This window comes from Peribacillus sp. V2I11 (assembly GCF_030817135.1).
GTDB classification, from domain to species: domain Bacteria; phylum Bacillota; class Bacilli; order Bacillales; family DSM-1321; genus Peribacillus; species Peribacillus simplex.
The window spans coordinates 184,157-204,833 of the sequence record NZ_JAUSYW010000001.1 but is presented as its reverse complement, the minus strand read 5'-3'; the positions used below and the strand labels follow the sequence as shown (position 1 = coordinate 204,833).

General features: G+C 37.3%; 17 protein-coding genes and 1 pseudogene. 10 read left to right on the top strand and 8 right to left on the bottom strand.

Annotated elements, in window-relative coordinates:
- The first annotated feature begins 28 nt into the window (after window positions 1–28).
- From QFZ73_RS00890 to QFZ73_RS00865, 6 genes are all read left to right on the top strand, one after another.
- Window positions 29–424 (top strand): DsrE/DsrF/DrsH-like family protein, encoded by a 396-nt coding sequence (locus tag QFZ73_RS00890; protein ID WP_307261957.1) that lies wholly within the window; start codon window positions 29–31, stop codon window positions 422–424.
- A gap of 48 nt (window positions 425–472) precedes the next feature.
- Entirely contained in the window at window positions 473–1,600 is a 1,128-nt protein-coding gene (locus tag QFZ73_RS00885) for an MBL fold metallo-hydrolase (protein WP_307261955.1), read from the top strand.
- 42 nt (window positions 1,601–1,642) lie between these two features.
- The gene (locus QFZ73_RS00880; protein WP_307261953.1) at window positions 1,643–1,870 is read left to right on the top strand and encodes a sulfurtransferase TusA family protein; all 228 of its coding nucleotides are present in this window, start codon (window positions 1,643–1,645) and stop codon (window positions 1,868–1,870) included.
- A 51-nt stretch (window positions 1,871–1,921) separates the two neighbouring features.
- The gene (locus tag QFZ73_RS00875; RefSeq protein ID WP_307261951.1) at window positions 1,922–2,701 is read left to right on the top strand and encodes a sulfite exporter TauE/SafE family protein; all 780 of its coding nucleotides are present in this window, start codon (window positions 1,922–1,924) and stop codon (window positions 2,699–2,701) included.
- A gap of 422 nt (window positions 2,702–3,123) precedes the next feature.
- Window positions 3,124–3,324, top strand: a complete 201-nt coding sequence (locus QFZ73_RS00870; RefSeq protein WP_251434065.1) for a hypothetical protein — start codon at window positions 3,124–3,126, stop codon at window positions 3,322–3,324.
- 645 nt (window positions 3,325–3,969) lie between these two features.
- Window positions 3,970–4,953, top strand: a complete 984-nt coding sequence (locus QFZ73_RS00865; protein ID WP_251434153.1) for a tRNA dihydrouridine synthase — start codon at window positions 3,970–3,972, stop codon at window positions 4,951–4,953.
- 1,447 nt (window positions 4,954–6,400) lie between these two features.
- On the opposite strand, the gene QFZ73_RS00860 is transcribed toward QFZ73_RS00865, so the two are convergent.
- From QFZ73_RS00860 to QFZ73_RS00850, 3 genes are all read right to left on the bottom strand, one after another.
- Window positions 6,401–7,723 carry a CitMHS family transporter gene (locus tag QFZ73_RS00860; RefSeq protein WP_251434068.1) on the bottom strand — a complete coding sequence of 441 codons (1,323 nt, stop codon included), beginning with the start codon at window positions 7,721–7,723 and terminating at the stop codon, window positions 6,401–6,403.
- 396 nt (window positions 7,724–8,119) lie between these two features.
- Complete coding sequence (locus QFZ73_RS00855) at window positions 8,120–9,247, bottom strand: AbrB family transcriptional regulator (RefSeq protein WP_307261947.1); 1,128 nt, start codon at window positions 9,245–9,247, stop codon at window positions 8,120–8,122.
- Window positions 9,248–9,295: 48 nt separating this feature from the next.
- Window positions 9,296–10,156, bottom strand: coding sequence for a LysR family transcriptional regulator (locus QFZ73_RS00850; RefSeq protein WP_307261945.1), 861 nt, complete (start codon window positions 10,154–10,156; stop codon window positions 9,296–9,298).
- Between the two features lie 233 nt (window positions 10,157–10,389).
- Between QFZ73_RS00850 and tcuA the strand changes: the two genes are divergently transcribed.
- Window positions 10,390–11,937 carry an FAD-dependent tricarballylate dehydrogenase TcuA gene (gene tcuA / locus QFZ73_RS00845; RefSeq protein WP_373458984.1) on the top strand — a complete coding sequence of 516 codons (1,548 nt, stop codon included), beginning with the start codon at window positions 10,390–10,392 and terminating at the stop codon, window positions 11,935–11,937.
- Between the two features lie 662 nt (window positions 11,938–12,599).
- Here tcuA and QFZ73_RS00840 read toward each other — a convergent pair.
- Together QFZ73_RS00840 and QFZ73_RS00835 are read right to left on the bottom strand one after the other, a co-directional pair.
- Entirely contained in the window at window positions 12,600–12,746 is a 147-nt protein-coding gene (locus QFZ73_RS00840; protein ID WP_251434078.1) for a hypothetical protein, read from the bottom strand.
- 56 nt (window positions 12,747–12,802) lie between these two features.
- The gene (locus QFZ73_RS00835) at window positions 12,803–13,930 is read right to left on the bottom strand and encodes a 2-methylaconitate cis-trans isomerase PrpF family protein (protein ID WP_251434080.1); all 1,128 of its coding nucleotides are present in this window, start codon (window positions 13,928–13,930) and stop codon (window positions 12,803–12,805) included.
- A 148-nt stretch (window positions 13,931–14,078) separates the two neighbouring features.
- Between QFZ73_RS00835 and QFZ73_RS00830 the strand changes: the two genes are divergently transcribed.
- Together QFZ73_RS00830 and QFZ73_RS00825 are read left to right on the top strand one after the other, a co-directional pair.
- The gene (locus QFZ73_RS00830) at window positions 14,079–14,942 is read left to right on the top strand and encodes a LysR family transcriptional regulator (RefSeq protein WP_034313052.1); all 864 of its coding nucleotides are present in this window, start codon (window positions 14,079–14,081) and stop codon (window positions 14,940–14,942) included.
- A 250-nt stretch (window positions 14,943–15,192) separates the two neighbouring features.
- On the top strand, window positions 15,193–16,503 hold the full coding sequence (locus QFZ73_RS00825; protein ID WP_307272512.1) for a CitMHS family transporter: 1,311 nt from the start codon (window positions 15,193–15,195) through the stop codon (window positions 16,501–16,503).
- An 80-nt stretch (window positions 16,504–16,583) separates the two neighbouring features.
- Here QFZ73_RS00825 and yyaC read toward each other — a convergent pair whose 3' ends face one another.
- Window positions 16,584–17,156 carry a spore protease YyaC gene (gene yyaC / locus QFZ73_RS00820; RefSeq protein WP_307261935.1) on the bottom strand — a complete coding sequence of 191 codons (573 nt, stop codon included), beginning with the start codon at window positions 17,154–17,156 and terminating at the stop codon, window positions 16,584–16,586.
- Window positions 17,157–17,537: 381 nt separating this feature from the next.
- On the opposite strand from yyaC, the pseudogene QFZ73_RS00815 reads away from it, so the two are divergent.
- Window positions 17,538–17,882 (top strand): annotated as a pseudogene (locus tag QFZ73_RS00815) (shikimate kinase); the annotation flags it as partial.
- 162 nt (window positions 17,883–18,044) lie between these two features.
- Here the strand turns inward: QFZ73_RS00815 and QFZ73_RS00810 are convergent.
- Both QFZ73_RS00810 and QFZ73_RS00805 read right to left on the bottom strand, forming a co-directional pair.
- A complete protein-coding gene (locus QFZ73_RS00810; RefSeq protein WP_307261933.1) occupies window positions 18,045–19,280 on the bottom strand; it encodes an IS110 family RNA-guided transposase in 1,236 nt (411 codons plus the stop codon).
- A 399-nt stretch (window positions 19,281–19,679) separates the two neighbouring features.
- Window positions 19,680–20,588, bottom strand: coding sequence for a LysR family transcriptional regulator (locus QFZ73_RS00805; protein WP_307261931.1), 909 nt, complete (start codon window positions 20,586–20,588; stop codon window positions 19,680–19,682).
- Window positions 20,589–20,677: the final 89 nt, after the last annotated feature.

Below are 20,677 nucleotides of genomic sequence, written 5' to 3'. Positions count from 1 at the left end.
AAGTGACTATAAAATGGAGGATTACATCATGACTGACAAAGTAGCTATAATCGCAAGTAACGGTGGATTATTTGATGCATATAAAGTGTTTAACATCGCAACGGCAGCGGCAGCAACAGATCAAGAAGTGGCCATTTTCTTCACTTTTGAAGGTTTGAACTTAATTCATAAAGAAGCGAATGGACAACTTCCACTGCCTGAAGGTAAGGAGCATTTTGCCGAAGGGTTTAAAAAGGCCAATGTTCCTTCCATTCCAGAGTTAGTTATTATGGCACAGGAAATGGACGTCAAGTTTATTGGGTGTCAAATGACCATGGACGTTTTGGGCATAGAAAAAGAAGCTTTCGTTGACGGTATCGAAGTAGGTGGAGCGGTCACATTTTTAGAGTTCGCTAAAGATGCTGATGTTACATTAACCTTTTAATGAAGGTAAAATTTTTTGAATTTTTTAATACTATAGGGGGTATGCGAGATGGCGATAAAGCAAATGACAGCGGCTGAGGTTTCAAAGAAAGTAATCAAAAAAACGGACTTATTTATTTTGGATGTTCGAAATGAAAGTGACTTTAATGATTGGAAAATTGAAGGGCAGAATTTTGAATTCCTTAATATCCCTTACTTTGATTTACTGGATGGCGTGGAAGAAATACTCGATCAAATCCCGGCCAATAAAGAAATCCTGGTAGTATGTGCAAAGGAAGGCTCATCAGTCATGGTAGCTGAAATGCTATCTGAAGCTGGAATGGATGTTTCTTATTTAAAGGGCGGCATGAAAGCATGGAGTGAACACTTGGAACCAGTGAAAATCGGCAAATTGACCAATGGCGGCGAAATTTACCAATTTGTTCGACTAGGTAAAGGCTGTCTATCTTACATGGTCATTTCCAATGGTGAAGCAGCCATTATTGATTCAACAAGAATGATTGATGCCTATCTTGACTTCGCCGATGGTATCGGAGTGAAAATTACACATGTTCTGGATACGCATCTACATGCCGATCATATTTCAGGTGGAAGACGAATCGCCGAAAGAACGAATGCAGCTTACTGGCTGCCGCCAAAAGATGCGGCTGAAGTAAATTTTGAATATCAGCCATTAGAAAGCGGTAAAGTGATAACGTTCGGTCATACAGCGATTGATATCCAAGTATTATACTCCCCGGGGCATACCATTGGATCCACTTCATTTGTGGTCGGTCAAAAATACTTGCTAAGCGGGGATATACTATTCATCGATTCCATTGGCAGACCGGATTTAGCTGGATTGGCTGAGGATTGGGTAGGGGACTTGAGAGAAACACTGTATACCCGTTATAGGGAATTATCAGACGAGTTAATCGTATTGCCATCTCATTTCATGATCATCGATGAATTGAATCAAGACGGAAGTGTCGCCAAAAAGTTGGGTGCGCTGTTTGCTGACAATCATGGATTGAACATTGCAGATGAAACGGAATTCAGAGAGCTGGTAACAGGTAATTTACCGCCTCAACCAAACGCATATCAAGAAATTAGAGAAACCAATATGGGGAAAATCGAGCCTGATGATGAAAAACAACGCGAAATGGAAATTGGACCAAATCGTTGTGCGGTTCGCTAATACTGATAAAAATAGAAGCCAAGAAAATAGGAGAGATATAATATGCATTCAGATAAAGTGTTAGATGCTAAGGGACTTGCATGTCCAATGCCGATTGTTAAAACGAGAAAAGCCATGAATGATTTGCAAACCGGGCAAGTGCTGGAAATACATGTAACCGATAAAGGAGCTAAAGCCGACTTAGCGGCTTGGTCAAGATCCGGCGGCCATGAACTGGTGAAAACGGCAGAAGAAAATGATATACTGAAATTTTGGATCAGAAAAGGCTGATATAGAGAAGGGAACCAATAGGGTTCCCTTCTTTTAAGGGAGGCACTTACAATGGATATCACCTTTATCATTACCATCTTTTTGATTGGTTTTATAGGTTCATACGTTTCTGGAATGCTCGGCATCGGAGGATCGATAATAAATTATCCAATGCTATTGTTTATTCCCCCAATCTTCGGTTTAGCGGCATTCAGTGCACATGATGTGACAGGTATAAGTGCTGTACAAGTCTTATTCGCTTCCATCGGAGGTATATGGAGCTATCGTAAGAGCGGACATTTAAATAAAACGCTTATTCTCTATATGGGGATCAGTGTGTTAATAGGAAGCGTGGTTGGAAGTTTTGGATCACAATCGATGTCGGAAAACGGTGTGAATATCGTCTATGGCGTTTTGGCGTTGATAGCGGCTGTCATGATGTTCATTCCGAAGAAAGGGATAGATGACATTCCTTTGGAACAAGTTACTTTTAACAAATGGCTTGCGGCCATCCTAGCATTAATCGTTGGTTTAGGTGCCGGTATAGTCGGTGCCGGAGGAGGCTTTCTATTAGTTCCAATCATGCTTATCGTTTTAAGAATTCCAACCAGGGTAACGATAGCGTCTTCATTAGCCATCACTTTCATTTCATCAGTCGGTGCAACAGCAGGGAAAATCTCAACGGGACAAGTTGATTACTATCCGGCACTGATCATGGTTGTAGCTAGTTTAATAGCCTCCCCGCTTGGAGCGATGGCCGGTAAAAAAATGAAGGTAAAAGTCCTGCAGGTCATACTGGCTCTATTGATTTTAGCTACTGCTGTGAAAACGTGGGCGGGGATCATGTCTTGAGGCACTATCTGGCTTGACCTTGACAGGGAGGGGAGCGGGGTTCGCATCCCTCACAGGTTGACTAAACTAGGCTCGAATCCTATTGTATCAGGGGTTTGGCCTTTTTCTTTTTTTTATGATATATCCATCCTTAGTTATACATTGAACAGAAACTGCACGAAACTATCTCTTTGTCTTACAGGCATGAGGATTCCATTGTTTGTTTTTATGTGCTTTTTGTCCGTTATATCCAGAAACGATCAACAAAGCGATCAGCTGTTTTCTTTTGCATTTCTTCATTTGTGTGCGAGTAAATATCAAGCGTGATTCCGACTCTTGCCTGTCCTAACCGTTCGCTAACCACTTTTGATTTTCACCCATTCGCATTAAAAGTAACAATGGCAGAAACTGGAACAAGATAATTTGTTAATCTAGGATGTTTAATGGCACTTGTGGCCACACCAACTACTTCCTCATTCGCTATTGCAAAAGAACTTACTCCAAGAAGAATGAGTGAATATGGTGCAAATCAAGCTTTTTACCAATCGTTACTTGACGAAGTTCCAGACTTTAGTGAACTTAATTACGCAGAAGTCTTACAAAAACAGTTAGAAAAACTTATGGATTTTCTTGACCTTACATAATGGCAAAAAGAACGTATAAATTTAGAGACTATAGGGGATATTTTGCAAGCTTCCGGAACTAAACTGCAAGAGGCGCAAAATGTAGGTGAAAAAGGAGCTAGAAGAATTCGTAATGTAGCACTTGCAGCGGTGTACGATTTTTCAGGATGATTTGTTAATCAAAAATTCTCTCCCGAGCACCCCATGTGTTGCCACATACACTCTGGACATGTAGAAGTCGTGACGGATTTGGAATTGAAGATGTCTAATTAAAAACAACATTTGCCAGTCCGACCCCGATTTCGTTAAAAAATACTTTTGCGATTTCGGGGTCTTTTCCCTTTTAACCCCTTGTCAATCCAGTGTTCTTCCAATTTTCTTTTCAGTCTTTTTTAGCAAAACTTTATTTTAACTCGGACAGTGGAATGCTGGTTGATGGGGGTGGATTTCAGCAGGAGATATTTTGGTTGTTGTACAGGGATTGTGAAGTTATAATAAACATTTCCGATACAAACCCCGATTTCGTGAAAATAAACATTTTCGATCAGTTTGATAAAAAGTGTTTAAGCATGGTATAAGTGTAAAAGAAGCAGGTACATTTTGCTTTTTAATTTTGGGATAAGGGGTTGGCCTGGTATCCCATAATGAGAGGATTTGAATTTGAACATGATAGATAATTTTTGGCGTGATTTACCACGACCTTTTTTTATACTGGCACCAATGGAAGATGTGACGGATGTTGTTTTTCGCCATGTAGTGAGTGAAGCAGGCAGACCTGATGTGTTTTTTACAGAGTTTACAAACACGGAGAGTTATTGTCACCCAGAGGGCATCCATAGTGTGCGTGGGCGTTTGACTTTTACAGAGGATGAACAACCAATTGTAGCCCATATTTGGGGGGATAAGCCTGAATACTTTCGGCAAATGAGTATTGGTATGGCGAAACTAGGCTATCGGGGTTTGGATATCAATATGGGCTGTCCTGTACCTAATGTGGCACAGAATGGGAAGGGAAGTGGCCTTATCCGTCGTCCAGAAGTTGCGGCAGATTTAATACAAGCAGCCAAAGCAGGAGGATTGCCCGTAAGTGTAAAGACAAGGATTGGTTACACGGATGTGGACGAATGGCACGACTGGCTTACACACATATTGAATCAAGACATTGTTAATCTTTCCATTCATCTGCGTACAAGAAAGGAAATGAGCAAAGTAGATGCTCATTGGGAACTAATCCCGGAGATTAAGAAACTTCGCGACCAGGTGGCACCAGATACACTCTTGACGATCAATGGGGATATCCCTGACCGTCAAACTGGCTTAAAACTCGCTCATCAATACGGTATTGATGGGATTATGATTGGGCGTGGTATTTTTAATAACCCATTTGCCTTTGAAAAGCAGCCGAAAGATCATAGTAGTAAGGAATTGCTTGATCTCTTAAGGTTGCATCTGGATCTCCATGATAAATATTCAAAATTAGAGCTGCGTCCGTTCAAGGCTCTTCATCGCTTTTTTAAGATATATGTCCGTGGGTTTCGAGGGGCAAGTGAATTAAGAAATCAATTAATGGGCACAGAGTCAACAGATGAAGTGCGTGCATTGCTCGATAACTTTGGGTCAAAGAATCTTGATGGAATGGTGGAACAGTAAGAGTTTCCCAATTCAAGGTAAAAGCGAAGTAGGAAGTTAAACCGGTGTGCACCCAAAAAGTTAGAGTTTATACCAAGCAGTTAATTGGCTGGTGTGAAGGCGGTATTGAACCGGACGCATTCCCGCCAATTTTTGCTTTATATGTTTGTTATTAGTATTCTATATTAGGTTGGACTATAATTGACAACACAAGGGTGTTGGTGATTTTACAAAAAAACTAACGGAACCAGTATCACCTGATTCCGTTAGCAATATTTCATTTAAGAGGCCATTTTAGCTGTGTTTTTTACTTGTAGGCTGATAATTCATCTAAAATAATGGTCTTCCCCATTTGCGTACTTTTAATTTGCAAATTCATATAATTAAATTCTCTTAATTCCATTGTTTCTAGAAATTCTGTACAATTTCTGTGCAATCCTTATCAATAAATATTAATTGAGATGAAAGGTTAGGTTTTTTTATTTTTACTACACTGCGTTGCAAAAGTACTGTATAAAAGATAGTTTAGAAAATTGACAGGGAATGGGTCGTGGTTCGAATCCTCACAGGGCACTATAACAAAGCCTTGGTACCCCTTATGGTATTGTATTAAGTTCTTTTCGTTGTAACAGGATATTTAGTTTGAAGTAATACAGGTGAATTGGTGGCGAAAATCTTAAATTGAAAAAAAGAGGTAGTTGTACTAAGATTCCCAATATTACTTTACTCACATTTTTTCTATTTTATATCTTTATTTCAACAGGTTATCAAAGTGTTCTGCTGCTTTTTCATCAGTACATTTTAGTCATGACATCGGCTATTGCTTTGGACTATCCATATAATTAATAGTTGCCCTTCTGATTAGAGAAGGGCATTTATTTTATTTTTAAAAAGGAAGTCATTATGGTACTTATTTCGAAAAGTAATCCTGGAAGAACTACTTCTTACTAGAAATATTTGAAACCACACACTATTTGTGTATTATACTAACTGCTTCTTCCCAATTAATTCTTTTGGTTATTCTTGATCGAGTAGCTGTAAAAGATTTTTTAATTCTTCATTCTCGATATCCCCTATTGATACTACAATTTTTTCTTCATTAAAAATTTCTTCAGGTAATGCAAATAGTAACAAGAGCTATTGGTCATAAGCATCAAAGAGCCCATTTTACCTTTTGCGTATTCATTCGTAAAACCTCCATAGGTAGTAACCCCAAACATTATCAGATGCAACATCTATTTAGGCTATTTTACTTAAGAGCGGTTTAATTTCATCTCTTTCAAATGGGTATTAAAGAATGCCATGTGAAGAATATGTATTTTTTCTGTTAATGATATCAGCCACCGAGTTTTTCTTTCAAGAGTTAGTTCCTCATCATTATGAAATTGATCAAAAGTCCTTAGTAGCGTTTTTGGAAAGGATCCTGCGGATATTACCTTGCAAACAAGTATACAAGGGCTTATATAATTTACATAAAAGAAATAGCACCACTAATTATAGCTAATACTGTTAAGATTAACGATGTCAAGATGGCCCATTTGTATGCGAATTTCTGATATTCACCAAGGTCTTTATCAACCATGCCAACTAATAGAATCGTTGATGCAACAAGTGGACTCATTAAATGAGCGGGTTGTCCCAATATAGAAGCCCGAGCAATTTCTAACGGGCTAATACCATAGGCTGAAGCTGCTTCTGCAAGAATAGGGAGAACTCCAAAATAATAGGCATCATTCGACAAAACGAAAGTGAATGGCATACTTGTAATGCCAACAATGACAGGAAAAAACTGTCCTAATGAAGCAGGTATTATCGCAACCAGTCCATTAGCAATAGCATCAACCATTTTTGTACCGGAAAAGATTCCTGCAAATACTCCTGCCGCAAAAACTAATAGAACGACAATTAAAGCGTTTCCAGAATGTGCTAATATACGTCTTTTTTGCATTTCCAGATTAGGGTAGTTAATCATTAAAGCAATAGTGAAACCGACCAAAAATAAAATAGGGGAAGGTACCAATCCCATAATAAGAATGACCATAATGCCTACCACAATTAATAAGTTAACCCACAAAAAACGAGGGCGTTTAATGTCAATATGAGGAAATGTTTCAGTGGCTTCATTTTCTACAGTAGCAGCTATTTCATTGTTCAACTCTTCTATGTGTATTACACCCAGTCGTTTACGTTCTTTTTTCCCTAAAATAAATGCGACGAAAATAACCCAAAGAGCACCACCGATCATGGTAGGAATAAGTGGAACAAAAAATTCGGATGCATCAAGTCCCAATACTGCTATTGCTCGGGTAGCAGGTCCACCCCAGGGGGTCATGCCACTCATAACACTTAAAGCTAGCATGGCTACCGTGGCTAAAACCAATGGATTCATACCGATTCGTTTATAAAGTGGATACATAGCTGAAACAGTAATGATATACGTTGTTGTACCGTCTCCATCTAGGGCCACGAGTAATGCAAGAATTGTGGTACCCATCGAAATTTTGACAGGATCTCCCTTGACAACTTCTAATAACTTTTTGATAAGTGGGTCAAATAAGCCCGTGTCTATCATAATACCAAAAAACAATATGGCGAATAATAATAGAGCTGCAGAAGGAGCGACTAGCTTAATGCCTTCCATCATCATAGTGCCAATTTTACTTCCAAAACCACCAACTGCCGCAAAAACGATCGGAACTAATGTTAAAGCAACAATGGGTGATAAACGTTTGGACATGATTAAATAGGTAAAAACGGTAACCATGGAGATGCCTAAAATTGTAAGAAACATTATTAAATCCCCTCCCAAATTTTGAATGCGCTTTCAATTGATCTCTGGATGACTAAGAAATAATTTAGTGACTCTTCAGAAAAATTAACTGGTAGATTAATAAGTTTTACACTATGCCTATGCGCTTTTCTTTATTAAAGGTAATACAGAGAGAACAATAAGTTAAATACATATTTTTTTTGTATTGGTATCAAAATAATTTATTCTTTAAAAAAGAATGGGGAGGAGAGCAAAGAAAGCTAAAGGATAAGTGATTCAATAACGAAATTTTTTTAATATTTAATGCTACTTTTAGTATTTAAAAAGAAGGTCATCATCTAAATATCGTGGATGATAACCTTCTTTTATTTATAAATCAGACTTTTTCAGTGCCCTTGAGCAAAGCTCCCTCCTTTTTTATTTAACATTTAGTTTTACGTTACTGTTCTTGTCTTTTTTTCTTAAACTTAATTTTAATACCAATCTTAGTAATGGAGGCACTGCGGCATAAATAAAAGCCATCCGAAATAGTTGATAGCTGGTAACAGTAGATACATCAGCATTTACTTCTTGTGCAATGATTCCCATTTGATCCATTCCACCAGGGGCTAAACTTAAAAAACCCGTAATAGTCGATAAATCATAATACTGGGTCAGTAGAAAACTAAAAAACATTGTTGCGCAGATCAAAATTAGTCCGTTCAGCAAAGCCAATAATAAGGTTTTCCTTTTGTTGTCAAGTTGTTCCGGTTTTAATAGTAAACCGATATAACCGCCAACCATAAATTGAGATATATCAAGAAGTGAAGGAGGAAGTGGTGGTCCCTGTAAACCAAAAAGGCCTATTGCAGCAGCAACGATTACTGGTCCTAAAAAGTAAGGAGCGGGTAATTTGAATACTTTACCAATTCTTGCTGCGAGAAAACAAATAATCGCGAACAGAAAGATAAGTGGAAATAAATCACTCCACTCTGGAATAACGATATCCATCATTTTAGATGAGTCATTGGTACTTTTCGCTGCAAAAATGGGGCTGAAAATTAAAAGGGAAACTAAGAAAACAACCATTATCACTCTTGTAACATGGAAAAAGGTTACTGTCGTAATATCAATACCTTTCATTTCTTCTGCAAATACAACGATTTGTGACAAACCTCCAGGAATACTACTCGTTAAGGAGGTAGGATAGTCAATTCCGGAATATTTTGACATAACAAAAGCTGAACATACACACACAAGGACAATTAAGGTAGTAAGGATCAACATTGAGGGAAGGTGACTAATCATGTCAGACAGTGAGCTCTTGGTAAAGGAGATGCCAATTGAATAACCTACAATAATTAATCCAGTATTTCTCATCGAAACGGGCCAAATTAATTTAACGTTTTTGAAACGTGATGCAATTAATAGGGCTGCCATTGGACCTAGAAGCCAGGGGATTGGCAACCTGATAAGAGAGAAAAGGCCGCCTCCAATAAAAGCAGTTAGAAGTGCAACTGAAAATTGGATTGTCTTGCTTGCATTATTTAAATCCCACTTTTTCATATTAATTCTCTTCCTTCGTCTTATTTTTATTTCGATTCGTCCTTGTTTCTATTGTTTAGAATCATTAAGAAAATCAATAAATGCTTTTACTTGTGCCAAATCCATAGTTACATCCCGATAAAAAACCCAAGTTTCTCTAAGCAAATAGCTATTATCGGATAATACAATGGGGAAAGTATACAGTGGTTCATCATTTTTAATACAGATTTCTGGTAAAATGGCATATCCTAAACCATTAAGAACCAGTTCTTTACATGTTTCAATCCGATCTACCTCCATTGAAATCTTAGGTGGTACCGCAAATGTTTCCTGCCACCAGTTTTCAATAGTATTTCTTAAGGATTGGTCTGTCTGATAATTAACTCTAGGAAGAAAAGGAAGTTCTTTTAATTCAATTTTTTTACTGGAGGCAATACAAATCTTTTCTTCTTGAAATAACACTTTATTTTCCTGCCATTTGTAAGGACCTCTAACTATCCCGAGGTGTGCTTCTTCTTTTTGAAGCATTTGATGAATTTGAGAACTCCATCCAGTTTTCAAACTAATTTCAACCTCTGGATATAGGGTTAGAAATTCTTTTAATAATACTGGCAGTTTATATCGGGCAAACAAGCCAGATACACCCAATCGCAAAGTCCCTTTTACTTTTTTATCCAAATTTGAAATGTGTTCTTTTGCAACTCCTAATTGCTTACGCATATTTTTCGAATATTGAACGAGGTATTCCCCTTCAACAGTAAACTCGACACCTCTTTTGCCTCTAGAGAGTAAATTTGTTTTGAACTCTTTTTCCAGCTGTTTTATACGATAGGATAATGCTGGTTGAGAAATAAATAGTCGTTGTGCTGCCTTTGTTATATTTCTTTCTTCGTAAAGAGTAATTAAAATAAGCCAGTCTTTTTCATCCATAAAATTTTCCTCCTTTAACCATAAAAAATATTTATGCGTAATTATAAATAATGATAATTTATTTGATTTCTAAAAGTATAATACAACTAATGAATAAAAGAAATCTATCTTTTTTATGTAAATCAATAGACTCACTATAGTTTTCGTTTCCAGCATTTTTTCATAAAATTTTTCTATGGCAATGAATAAAAAAACAATATTATTTTTATTCATTATTTTCACTTATTATTTACCTGAAGAGTCATCACTACTTAACAGGAGGGGTAAAAATGTCAAATACACAAAATTATGATGTAGTTGTAGTAGGGGCAGGAAACGCAGCTTTATGTGCCGCAATCTCAGCAAAAGAGGGAGGTGCTAGAGTTCTTGTTTTAGAACGGGGACCAGTGGAAAAGCGTGGAGGGAACTCTTTCTTCACGGATGGAGCCATTCGTGTTGCATACAATAATTTAGACGCAATCAGAAATATAATACCTGAATTAACAGATGAAGAATCCGAGTTAATTGTAATGCCTGAATACACGGAATCCGATTATTACAATGATCTAATGCGAGTAACAGGTGGACAAAGTAATCCTGAGTTAGCAAAACAGCTGGTTTCTAGATCGTATGAAACAATTGCGTGGATGCGTGATCAGGGAATAAAATTTGAATTGAATTATGAAAATCAATCTTTCGTACAAGATGGCAAGCGCAATTTCTGGGGAGGACTGCCTATCAAAACGGAGGATAAAGGCGTTGGCTTAATGAGACAGCTCTTTAGGCGGACAGAAGAAATTGGCATCGACGTTTGGTACGATTCACGTGCTATGGAGCTTGTATCAGAGCATAACACAATAACCGGTGTCGTTGTTGAGAAGGATCATACAATGGTAACTGTTCAGACATCCGGTGTGATTTTGGCTTGTGGCGGCTTTGAAGGCAATAAGAAAATGAGAAGTGAAAATATTGGTGAAGAATGGGAAGCGGCTATTGTTCGTGGAACCGAGTTCAACACAGGAGACGGCATTTCCATGGCTTTGGCAGTGGGGGCTCAAAAATTTGGGCAGTGGTCTGGATGTCATTCTATTGGGACAGATTATAATGCGCCAAAAGTAGGAGACTTCACGAAGCCGGGAGATATTTTTAAAAAGCATTCTTATCCGTACAGCGTCATGCTTAATAATGAAGGGAAACGCTTTGTTGATGAAGGAGCAGATTTGCGAAATTACACCTATGCCAAATACGGCCGTGAGGTATTAAAACAGCCTGGACATGTGGCATATCAAATTTATGATGCACAGGTACGCCCGATGCTGCGTAAAGAATATGACCTTGAAGAAGCGACTATTTATAAAGCAGATACGCTTGGAGAGTTGGCTAGTTTACTGCCGGTCAATCAAACACAATTCCTTAAAACGATCGAAGAGTATAACAGTGCCGTACAAGATGGCGAGTATAGACCTGCAGAGAAAGATGGCAAAGGAACGAAAGGAATTACCCCTCCTAAAACTAACTGGGCACTTCGAATTGAGCAAGGTCCATTCTACGCTTTCCCTGTAACGTGCGGAATCACCTTCTCGTTCGGTGGCTTGCATGTAGATACAACGGGTCATGTGTTAGACAAAGAAGAACAACCGATAAAAGGTCTCTTTGCGGCTGGTGAAATGATTGGGGGGATTTTTTATGAAAACTATCCTGGTGGATCCGGGTTAATGTCTGGAGCAGTCTTTGGAAAATTAGCTGGTTCATCCGCAGCCCGCTATACTCAAGAAAAGGTTGAAACGATCAATAATCACTGAGTCTTTTCCTTGAATGGTTTATTAGATAAGAATGTGTCCAAAAAATAATAGAGATACGTGAAGTAGAAGAATGAAAAACAGCCAAGGCTTAAAAAAGTCCTTGGCTGTTTGGTATTTTAAAATATAAAAGTCTTTATGCTTTGACTAAAACTCATATCATTTAGGATTATAAAAGGTCAAACTTAGTAACAGTTTATCTATTGCAGTTTTTTCAGTGGAGTGATTGTATAGCTTTATGCCTCCTGATGGCCGGACAATAAGATTCTTCATTACCAGCTTTTCGAGTTTAGCACCAGCTTGAATGGATCAGATGGGCATTATCGTGCATAAAGTCTGGCTTATGAAGAGTTACCAGTTATCAATACTTTGTATGATTTTATTTAAATTGCTGTTTATCCTAAAATAAAGCATGTGAAAAAGGGTAGCGGATTGGTTTATTGATATTTTCCCCTAAACAAGGATGATAGATAGCAATTAGCTTTCTTTTTGTATACTCTAGTTACCATGAAAATCTGGATTCAGTATCCATACCCAAATTTGTATAAGGGTTTTAGCTTTCCTAGGAAAATTTTTTTCTATTCTCAATCCTATTTTATAATTGAATTTTGTAGGCATCGGTTAGTTGGAGATACATTAGAGTCTAGGCTCTATTGAATACTCACTTATACAAAACAAGGATCATTGAAGTAAACAATTTCAGAAAGAATTTTATTGCCTTTAATATTATTGAATATTTCTTTCGCTTCTTTTTCTGTGTCAAATTCAAATATTTTAATATTTCCTTTTAAAAAGACAGTGATGACCCACATTAAAAAGCCTCCAATTAATAAATAGTTTTTTGTGCTGTAAATAAAATGAATTCAAATTAAGCTAATTGATAGGAAAGCTCGTAATTTTTTTTCGTGTACACGTATCCCTCCATAATGATTCTTGCTGTGCGTACCACTTTAATAGCGCGTATGTGTCCTGCCAAGAAATCAACCTTTGTCTCCATTATCCCGGCCGGGTGGGCTAATCGAAAAATTTCGTGTTTAATGTTCACCATTTCAGATAAAACCGTTTCCTGTAAGTAAGCTCCTGCTGTTGCACAGATGGCGCCTGTAATAGCAAGCGCTTGATGGGGCTTTTGCATGGACATCATTCGGATCATCAAATCCATCTCTGACGCTTTTCTTTCCGATCCGTTTAGATCGACGTAATCCATAGGAGGAGCAATTAGGGTCATTTTAGGCACAGCAGGAGATTTGACAGTAGCTGATTTCTTATCGGAAAATTGACACATTTCAGCTGCAATTGACCGGATTTCTTCCAGTTCATTTAATTTTTCCTGTGAATAATCAGTAGGCAATTCGCTTCCGTTTAGACCAATATCCTGTGCCCTTACAAAAACGAGTGGATTGGCAACATCAATAATTGAAACTTGAATAAGTCGATCCTTGGTTTTAATCATGTCAATCGGATTTCCTGTAGGGAAAAGTTTTCCTGTAACTGCTCCTTCTGCACGAGTAAAAGAAAGATAGATAGGTGATCCTTTACCAGGCACCCCAGGAATTGAGCAGCATCCTTCTGATTTTACTTGTCCATTCTCAACCTCTACTTCTGCAATAATCAATTTTTGTGTATTCACGTTAAAAATTTTCACCGTTGTAACAGGTTCTATTGCAGGGACTAATCCTTGCTCAATTGCGTAAGGTCCTACAGCAGATGAAATATTTCCACAATTTCCTTTAAAATCAACCATTTGATTATCGATGCTAATCTGAGCAAATGTATATTCCACATCGAATTCTGATGAATCTGATTTTTTGATAATCGCTGCTTTACTTGTCAATGAATTCGCTCCTCCAAGTCCATCAATCTGTCTCCGATCCGGACTGCCCATCACGTCAAGTAAGAAACCTTCCCAGTGTAAGGGATTCGAAGGCATATGTTCAAAGTTAAGGAACACACCTTTACTTGTCCCGCCGCGCATTACAACTACTGGTACTTTCATTGTATTACCACCTTTTCTCAACCAATATTTATAGCACTACCGGTTCCTTTGAAAATATAGTATGATAAGTTTGTTCATAAGTAAAATACATATTTTTTTAATAAAAATGTTAAAAAAACTTATAATCTAAAAAGTGGGAGATGGTTAAGTGGACGAAAAAGATTGGATTGCGATAAGGGTACTATATGAAGAAAAAAACATTAGCCGCGCCGCAGAGCGTTTATATATATCGCAGCCGGCGTTAACGTATCGGCTTAAAAATTTAGAAAAAGAATTTAGCACGAACTTATTTTTCAAAATAAAAGGAGGCATTGAGTTCACTTCGGAAGGGATACATTTAGCGGGCTATGCGGAAGAAATGGTGAAAAAGTTGCAAAAAACCAAAGATTATATGCTGAATATGAAAAATGAGGTAAGAGGAACGTTAAGGCTTGGCGTTTCCAGCAACTTTGCCCAATATAAACTACCAGAAATATTGAAAAAGTTTTCAACACAATATCCTCATGTACAATTTAATGTGAATACAGGGTGGAGTACTGAAATCATGCATCTTCTGGATTCCTCAAGTGTTCAATTAGGCATCCTGCGTGGAAATTATGAATGGTATGGAATCAAATCGCTACTGCATAAAGAAAGACTTTGTTTAATTTCTAAGAAAGAGGTAGACTTAGATAATTTGCCAGAACTTCCATTCATAAATTATAAAACCGACAGTTCTTTAAAAAACTTAATAAATGGCTGGTGGCATGATAGATTCCCGGAGCCACCATTTGTAACTATGGAAACAGATCGGCAGGAGACGTGCAAAGAGATGGTCAAAAATGATCTTGGTGTTTCTATTCTGCCGGAAATATGCCTGCAGCCTTCAGATAATTTGCATACATACGGGTTATCCTACAAAAATGGGAAGCCGGTGTTAAGAAATACATGGTTAATGTATAACCAGGATTCATTAAAACTCTCTACTGTGAAAAACTTTATTGATTTCTTGAATAAAAATTCCAATCTTTAACGAAAAAGCACAATGATATTATTGACAATTTCATTGTGCTTTTTGATTTCTTAATTTAATATAAAATGGATTATAAGTTTTTTTTTCGAAAAAGTACAAAAAATATGTATTTCACTTATTTAATGATATGAACTATTCTAAAAATGGAAAACAAAGTAACAGGGAAACAGAAAATAATATGTAATATTTTTTAACTATTCAAACTTTTTATCTGATTTGTAAGCGGTTTCTCAAATAGGAGGGGATTCATATTCTAACGTTACTTGGAATTTCAATGGTCGTTGTCTTTACTTATTTAATCATGTCTAAACGGTTATCGCCTGTTAATTCTCTTGTAGTCATTCCAATTATCTTTGCATTAATTGGCGGATTTGGTACAGAGCTCGGAGATATGATGCTGGATGGAATAAAGGTTGTCGCACCTTCAGCCGCTTTGCTATTGTTCGCTATTTTGTTTTTCGGAGTTCTGATTGATGCTGGATTATTTGATCCACTTATTAAAACTATGTTAAAAATCGTAAAAGGGGATCCTGTTAAAATAGCGATAGGAACAGCCGTAATCGCAATGACCGTTGCCTTAGATGGTGATGGTACCACGACTCATATGATTACGATTTCCGCTATGCTGCCCCTTTACTTACGACTTGGTATGAATCCACTTATTCTTGCCACTATTTCTTTGCTGGCTGTCAGTATTATGAGTGGTATGACTCCTTGGGGAGGACCTGCAACAAGAGCAATAGCATCTTTAGGTCTGGATCCAAATGAATTCTTTGTCCCGATAATCCCAACACTATTCGCAGGAATAGCAGCTATTCTTTTTACCGCTTATGTACTTGGGAAAAAAGAGCGCAAAAGGCTTGGCGTTGTTTATATCAAAGCTGCACCTGAAATGAAAGGGGCTCTTGCTGAAGCAGCGGTAGCTTCCGCCATACAAGACGATTTAAAGCGCCCTAAATTAATATGGGTCAATCTTTTGTTGACGCTCACAGTCATGGTCGTTCTTGTAATGGGCTTAGTACCGGTACCAGTGTTGTTTCTAATCGGGTTTGTGCTTGCTTCAATCATTAATTACCCAAATCTAGATCAGCAAAAAGAGCGAATCGTGTCACATGCAGGAAACGCTATAACCGTTGTCACATTAGTATTTGCGGCTGGTATTTTCACAGGGATCTTTTCCGGAACGAAAATGGTAGACGCCATTGCAAATTCATTAGTGGCCATCATTCCGGATTCTTTAGGCTCTTTTTTACCGATGGTCGTTGCATTCACCAGCATGCCATTTACGTTCGTTTTATCCAATGATGCTTACTACTTTGGTGTTTTGCCAATTCTTGCCGAAGCTGGAGAAGCTTATGGGGTGAGTCCTTTAGAAATTGCCAGAGCTTCCGTACTGGGCCAGCCTGTACATTTCTTAAGTCCACTCGTGGCATCGACTCTTTTACTGGTAGGGATGGTAAAGACAGATATCGGGGAACTACAGCGCTATGCATTTAAATGGGCCCTAATTTGTTCATTAGTCCTTATCATTGTTGCTATCTTGACAGGTGCTATTATTTAAGGATAATGTTATCTAATAAATTCTTCGAACTTAAACAAAGAAGGGCTGTGCCAAAACCAACTTTGGCACAGCCCATTCTTTTATTTAATTCCAGAAGTCTCGCCGGTCGCTTGAGTAATGATTTTTACGATTTTATTCGCCAGGTTCATAACCGTGTATAGACGAGTATCATTTAAAAATTGCATCGTTGGCAGCGGATCTATATAATTTACCATTCCTATAATATGATAGTCTCCCACTTCAGGTAATACTTTTTTTAAAGCTTTCCCTGGGACAAGAGGTCCATCCTTCAAGAAAACATAACCGACCTGGTTTTGATCCCCTAAACAAGCATCCACACTAAAAATAAGAGGCTTTTTGAATTGTTTTTTAATTTCTTTCAACGTGTCTTTTAAATTAAATGCATGAACGGGATTTTCCAAAGTACCGTAAACACGATAAGGCACCGTATGTTCTTTAAGCATCGTCCCGACTAAAGGGCCCAATGAATCCCCAACTGATCGGTCTGAACCAATACACAGAAAGATTACATCTTCATTTTGACATCCTGAAGATTGGATAATATCTTTGACTTTTAATGCTAAACTGTTTATTTCTTCGCCTTTTGGTTCCACAGAACAAATCTGCTCCCTCTTTTTGTAAATTAGACTCATTTTGATTCCCCTTTATTCTATTATACGAATTAAAAAGATATCATGCATGTAAATATAAGCATATGCTTGAGAATGATGGATCTTTTTTGATTATTAGTATTTAACACTCTGAAAAATGGCAGTAATTCTTATGTTAACTAACTTTGTATATGGTGTACTTAGTTGAAGTTTAAAACAAAGTCGTTCCGTTAAAAAAGATGTACCGTTTTAAATAAGTTTAATCCTTTATAAAAATGATAAACCGAAATCAATCCTTGATTTTTGTTTTCGGGGCAGGAAAGTGGGAGGTGGAAGAGGGCATTCCAATATATAAATAGAATGAATTTGATATAGAGAACTCTAATGACGGTCGTGGTCTTATTGAAGAAAATTTAAAATAAAATACATATTATAGGTTCAGTTGGTAGTGGAAAAACAACCTTAGCAAGAGAGTTATCCTCTAAGTTGAATATCCCACATTATGAATTGGATAATGTTATTTGGAAAAGGTATGAATCTGGAGATATTAGATGAACTGAAGAAGAAAGAGAAGTACATTTTAATACTATTCATTCTGAAACATGGATTTTAGAGGGGGTTCATAATGAAGAATGGGTGTCTAATAGTTTTCGTAATAGGGAAATAATTATTTTCTTAGATAGAAATTTTTCAGTGAGAACCTATCGAATAATAAAAAGATTTATCTTACAAAAGATTGGATTAGAAAGGTCTAACTATAAACCCACATAGGGCAGCCTTCTCTTTATGCAACTAAACCAGCTAATAGTTAGTCAACATTTTTCAATGAAAACTTAAAATATTTCATGCTATACTAAATTTGTGCATGCCAAATAACCTTCCAATGAACTGTGTTTGGAAAGTTTTGTACTATTTAGTTATACTTTTAAACTAGGCTAGATCTTGGAAAGTCGAATGGTTTTGTAATAGTGCATAAATCCATTGTAGAAGCTTATTGGCACATGCTATCACAGCTACTTTAAAGGGCTTTCCTTCTTCACGTTTCTTATCATAAAACTCTCGTAATCTCTTGTTCCGAGGGATGATTTTATCTGTCGTTTTCTTCTTGCGACAATCACGAATGGCACAACGAACGGCCATATATAAGGCATGTCGTAGTCTACCAGAACCTCTTTTGGTAATCCGATTTACTGTGCCTTTAAATTTACCTGATTCAAAGATACTTGGATCAATTCCGGCAAATGCCACTAGTTTTTTAGGGTGATTAAACCGATCAATCTCTCCAATTTCAGAAATGATCGTTGCAGCGATTTTTTCACCGATTCCAGGGATGGATTGGATAATCTTATATTCTTCAATTTCTTTTGCCAAAGCATCTATCTCGTCTTCAAACCTGGATAGGTGCTTTTGGTATTCTAGAAGCATTTTTATATACATCTCTAGGCTTAAAATGTGACTCTGATATAAAGTTCTCTGAAAAGGATTTCGAGCTGAGGCAGCCATAAGTTTCTCTGCCTTTGTATTCGCCCACTTTCTAGAACGACTTGGACAAAGTTCATTAATCCTATTTGCTACAGTTTCTTCACCGACTACTAATATGTCTTCAGAAGTAGGGAATTCTAATAGAGTAAGCAAAGAAACAACCGAATACAAATCTCCAAAAACCCCTCTATATTCAGGAAATACTTGATCAAGAACAGCCTGAAACTGTAGTTTTGTTTGTACATAGATACCTGTTATATTTGCATGTTGTCTTGAAAGATTACGAAGATTTAAGAGTTGTATCCCTCGTTTTTTATAAGGCTCTAAATCCTCTTTATAGTACAGCTCGCAGAGGTGACGTGCATCGATTAAATCTGTCTTTACTTTCCGTAAACTAGAGCTCTTCGCACGATAAGAAATGAGTGGGTTAACGATAATTAATAAGTAACCTCTCTCCTCAAAATACTGCACAATGGGCGTATGATAATGCCCAGTAGACTCTAAAACGACCGGAGGTCGAATTCCTGTTATGTTTTCTATCTCTCTAAGATATTGGTGTAAGCTCTCTAGTTCTTCAATGGTATGTGCTACTTTAAAACTTCTTTTATAAGGCTTCTTTTTATCCAAGAACGCTTGAACCTGACTTTCACCTTTCGCTACATCCAGACCAACCACTGGATTCATTTTTTATCTCCTCCAAAAACATATTATTGCCGGTAACCCCTAATCCTTCTTGTAGTATCATAGCTTCGCTTGTTATACGAGATCTAGTCTCAACCAGCCTAATCATGTTTCTACAAGTAGGGGGCGAACTGTTTAGTTGACGGGGTCCAAGCCCCACGGGCAGGAACGTTCTACCCCGGCTACCGTTATCATATATCGATATAAAAATTGTTCAACCAGAAATAACTGGCTGACCTTTATAATACGATCGGGGCAGGTTAGTTCGATAAGAAATGGTTCAAAACCAGATGTTATAGATCTCTTTTGAAATAAAAAAGCACTCTTTGAAAGAATGCTTAATGACTCTCAAATCAGAAAATCAGAATAATGCTTATTCTAGAGGTGTAAGTTCTGAAAATTCTATACATCTGTTAAAGAATTTGAAAATTTCGCCTGAAGTTCTTTTAAAAACATATCTGCAGCAGCGGAAAAAACCTGATGCTTTTTCCAAACAATATTTAAGCCAGATTCAAGTCTTGGTTCTAGCGGTCTAAAACAAAGGTTACTATCACTAGACGTATTTACTATTTTATCAAGGGTAATTGCATAACCAATACCCTCTTCAACCATGGTCGCTGCATTATACGCAAGATTGTATGAAGTTACGACGTTTAATTTATCAAAATTTCCACCAAACCAATCTGCAAATTCATTTTTAGACAATGTTTGTTTCATAGCCTGCCGTGAACAGATTAGCGGAACATTTAATAAATCCACTGCTTGAATGGTATCTTTGAAAGCAAGGGGACTGTCTTTCCTCATAACAACGCCCCAAACATCTTTGGTTGGGATATCGAGATAATTGTATTTTGATAAATCTGCTGGTTGAATTAAAATACCAAAGTCAAGCAATCCCTTGTCAAGCCGTTCATTTACATCGTCTGAGTTTCCGCTGTACAGGTGATACCGTATATTTGGATAACGTAATTGTAAATTTTTTACTACCCGTGCAATCTGTCTCATGGCGTCTGTTTCCCCACCACCTATATATACGTCACCACTTATTGTTTCTTCCATAGAACTAAATTCTACACCCAATTTATCGACCATATCAACGATTTCTTCTGCTCTCTTTCGCAGGAGCATTCCTTCATCTGTGAGAATGATACTGTGACTGCTGCGAATAAATAGTTTTTTTCCTAACTCTTGTTCAAGGTCTTTTAATTGTCTTGACAAGGTTGGCTGTGTCACATGCAAAAAATTAGCAGCACCCGTAATGCTTCCTTCTCTTGCAACCGTAAGAAAATATCGCAAAACTCTAAATTCCATATAGCACTCCTCCTTTATAATGTTTTAGTATAACCGTTTGAGAAATGCTTATAAAGCATATCTTGATATGAGATATGAGTATTTGATAT

What these genes read in the sequence shown, in the direction of transcription:
- QFZ73_RS00890 (WP_307261957.1), top strand. Translation starts at nt 29, where the DNA reads ATGACTGACAAAGTAGCTATAATCGCAAGTAACGGTGGATTATTTGAT.
- QFZ73_RS00885 (WP_307261955.1), top strand. Translation starts at nt 473, where the DNA reads ATGGCGATAAAGCAAATGACAGCGGCTGAGGTTTCAAAGAAAGTAATC.
- QFZ73_RS00880 (WP_307261953.1), top strand. Translation starts at nt 1,643, where the DNA reads ATGCATTCAGATAAAGTGTTAGATGCTAAGGGACTTGCATGTCCAATG.
- QFZ73_RS00875 (WP_307261951.1), top strand. Translation starts at nt 1,922, where the DNA reads ATGGATATCACCTTTATCATTACCATCTTTTTGATTGGTTTTATAGGT.
- QFZ73_RS00870 (WP_251434065.1), top strand. Translation starts at nt 3,124, where the DNA reads ATGGCACTTGTGGCCACACCAACTACTTCCTCATTCGCTATTGCAAAA.
- QFZ73_RS00865 (WP_251434153.1), top strand. Translation starts at nt 3,970, where the DNA reads ATGATAGATAATTTTTGGCGTGATTTACCACGACCTTTTTTTATACTG.
- QFZ73_RS00860 (WP_251434068.1), bottom strand. Translation starts at nt 7,723, where the DNA reads ATGTTTCTTACAATTTTAGGCATCTCCATGGTTACCGTTTTTACCTAT.
- QFZ73_RS00855 (WP_307261947.1), bottom strand. Translation starts at nt 9,247, where the DNA reads ATGAAAAAGTGGGATTTAAATAATGCAAGCAAGACAATCCAATTTTCA.
- QFZ73_RS00850 (WP_307261945.1), bottom strand. Translation starts at nt 10,156, where the DNA reads ATGGATGAAAAAGACTGGCTTATTTTAATTACTCTTTACGAAGAAAGA.
- QFZ73_RS00840 (WP_251434078.1), bottom strand. Translation starts at nt 12,746, where the DNA reads ATGTGGGTCATCACTGTCTTTTTAAAAGGAAATATTAAAATATTTGAA.
- QFZ73_RS00835 (WP_251434080.1), bottom strand. Translation starts at nt 13,930, where the DNA reads ATGAAAGTACCAGTAGTTGTAATGCGCGGCGGGACAAGTAAAGGTGTG.
- yyaC (WP_307261935.1), bottom strand. Translation starts at nt 17,156, where the DNA reads ATGAGTCTAATTTACAAAAAGAGGGAGCAGATTTGTTCTGTGGAACCA.
- QFZ73_RS00810 (WP_307261933.1), bottom strand. Translation starts at nt 19,280, where the DNA reads ATGAATCCAGTGGTTGGTCTGGATGTAGCGAAAGGTGAAAGTCAGGTT.
- QFZ73_RS00805 (WP_307261931.1), bottom strand. Translation starts at nt 20,588, where the DNA reads ATGGAATTTAGAGTTTTGCGATATTTTCTTACGGTTGCAAGAGAAGGA.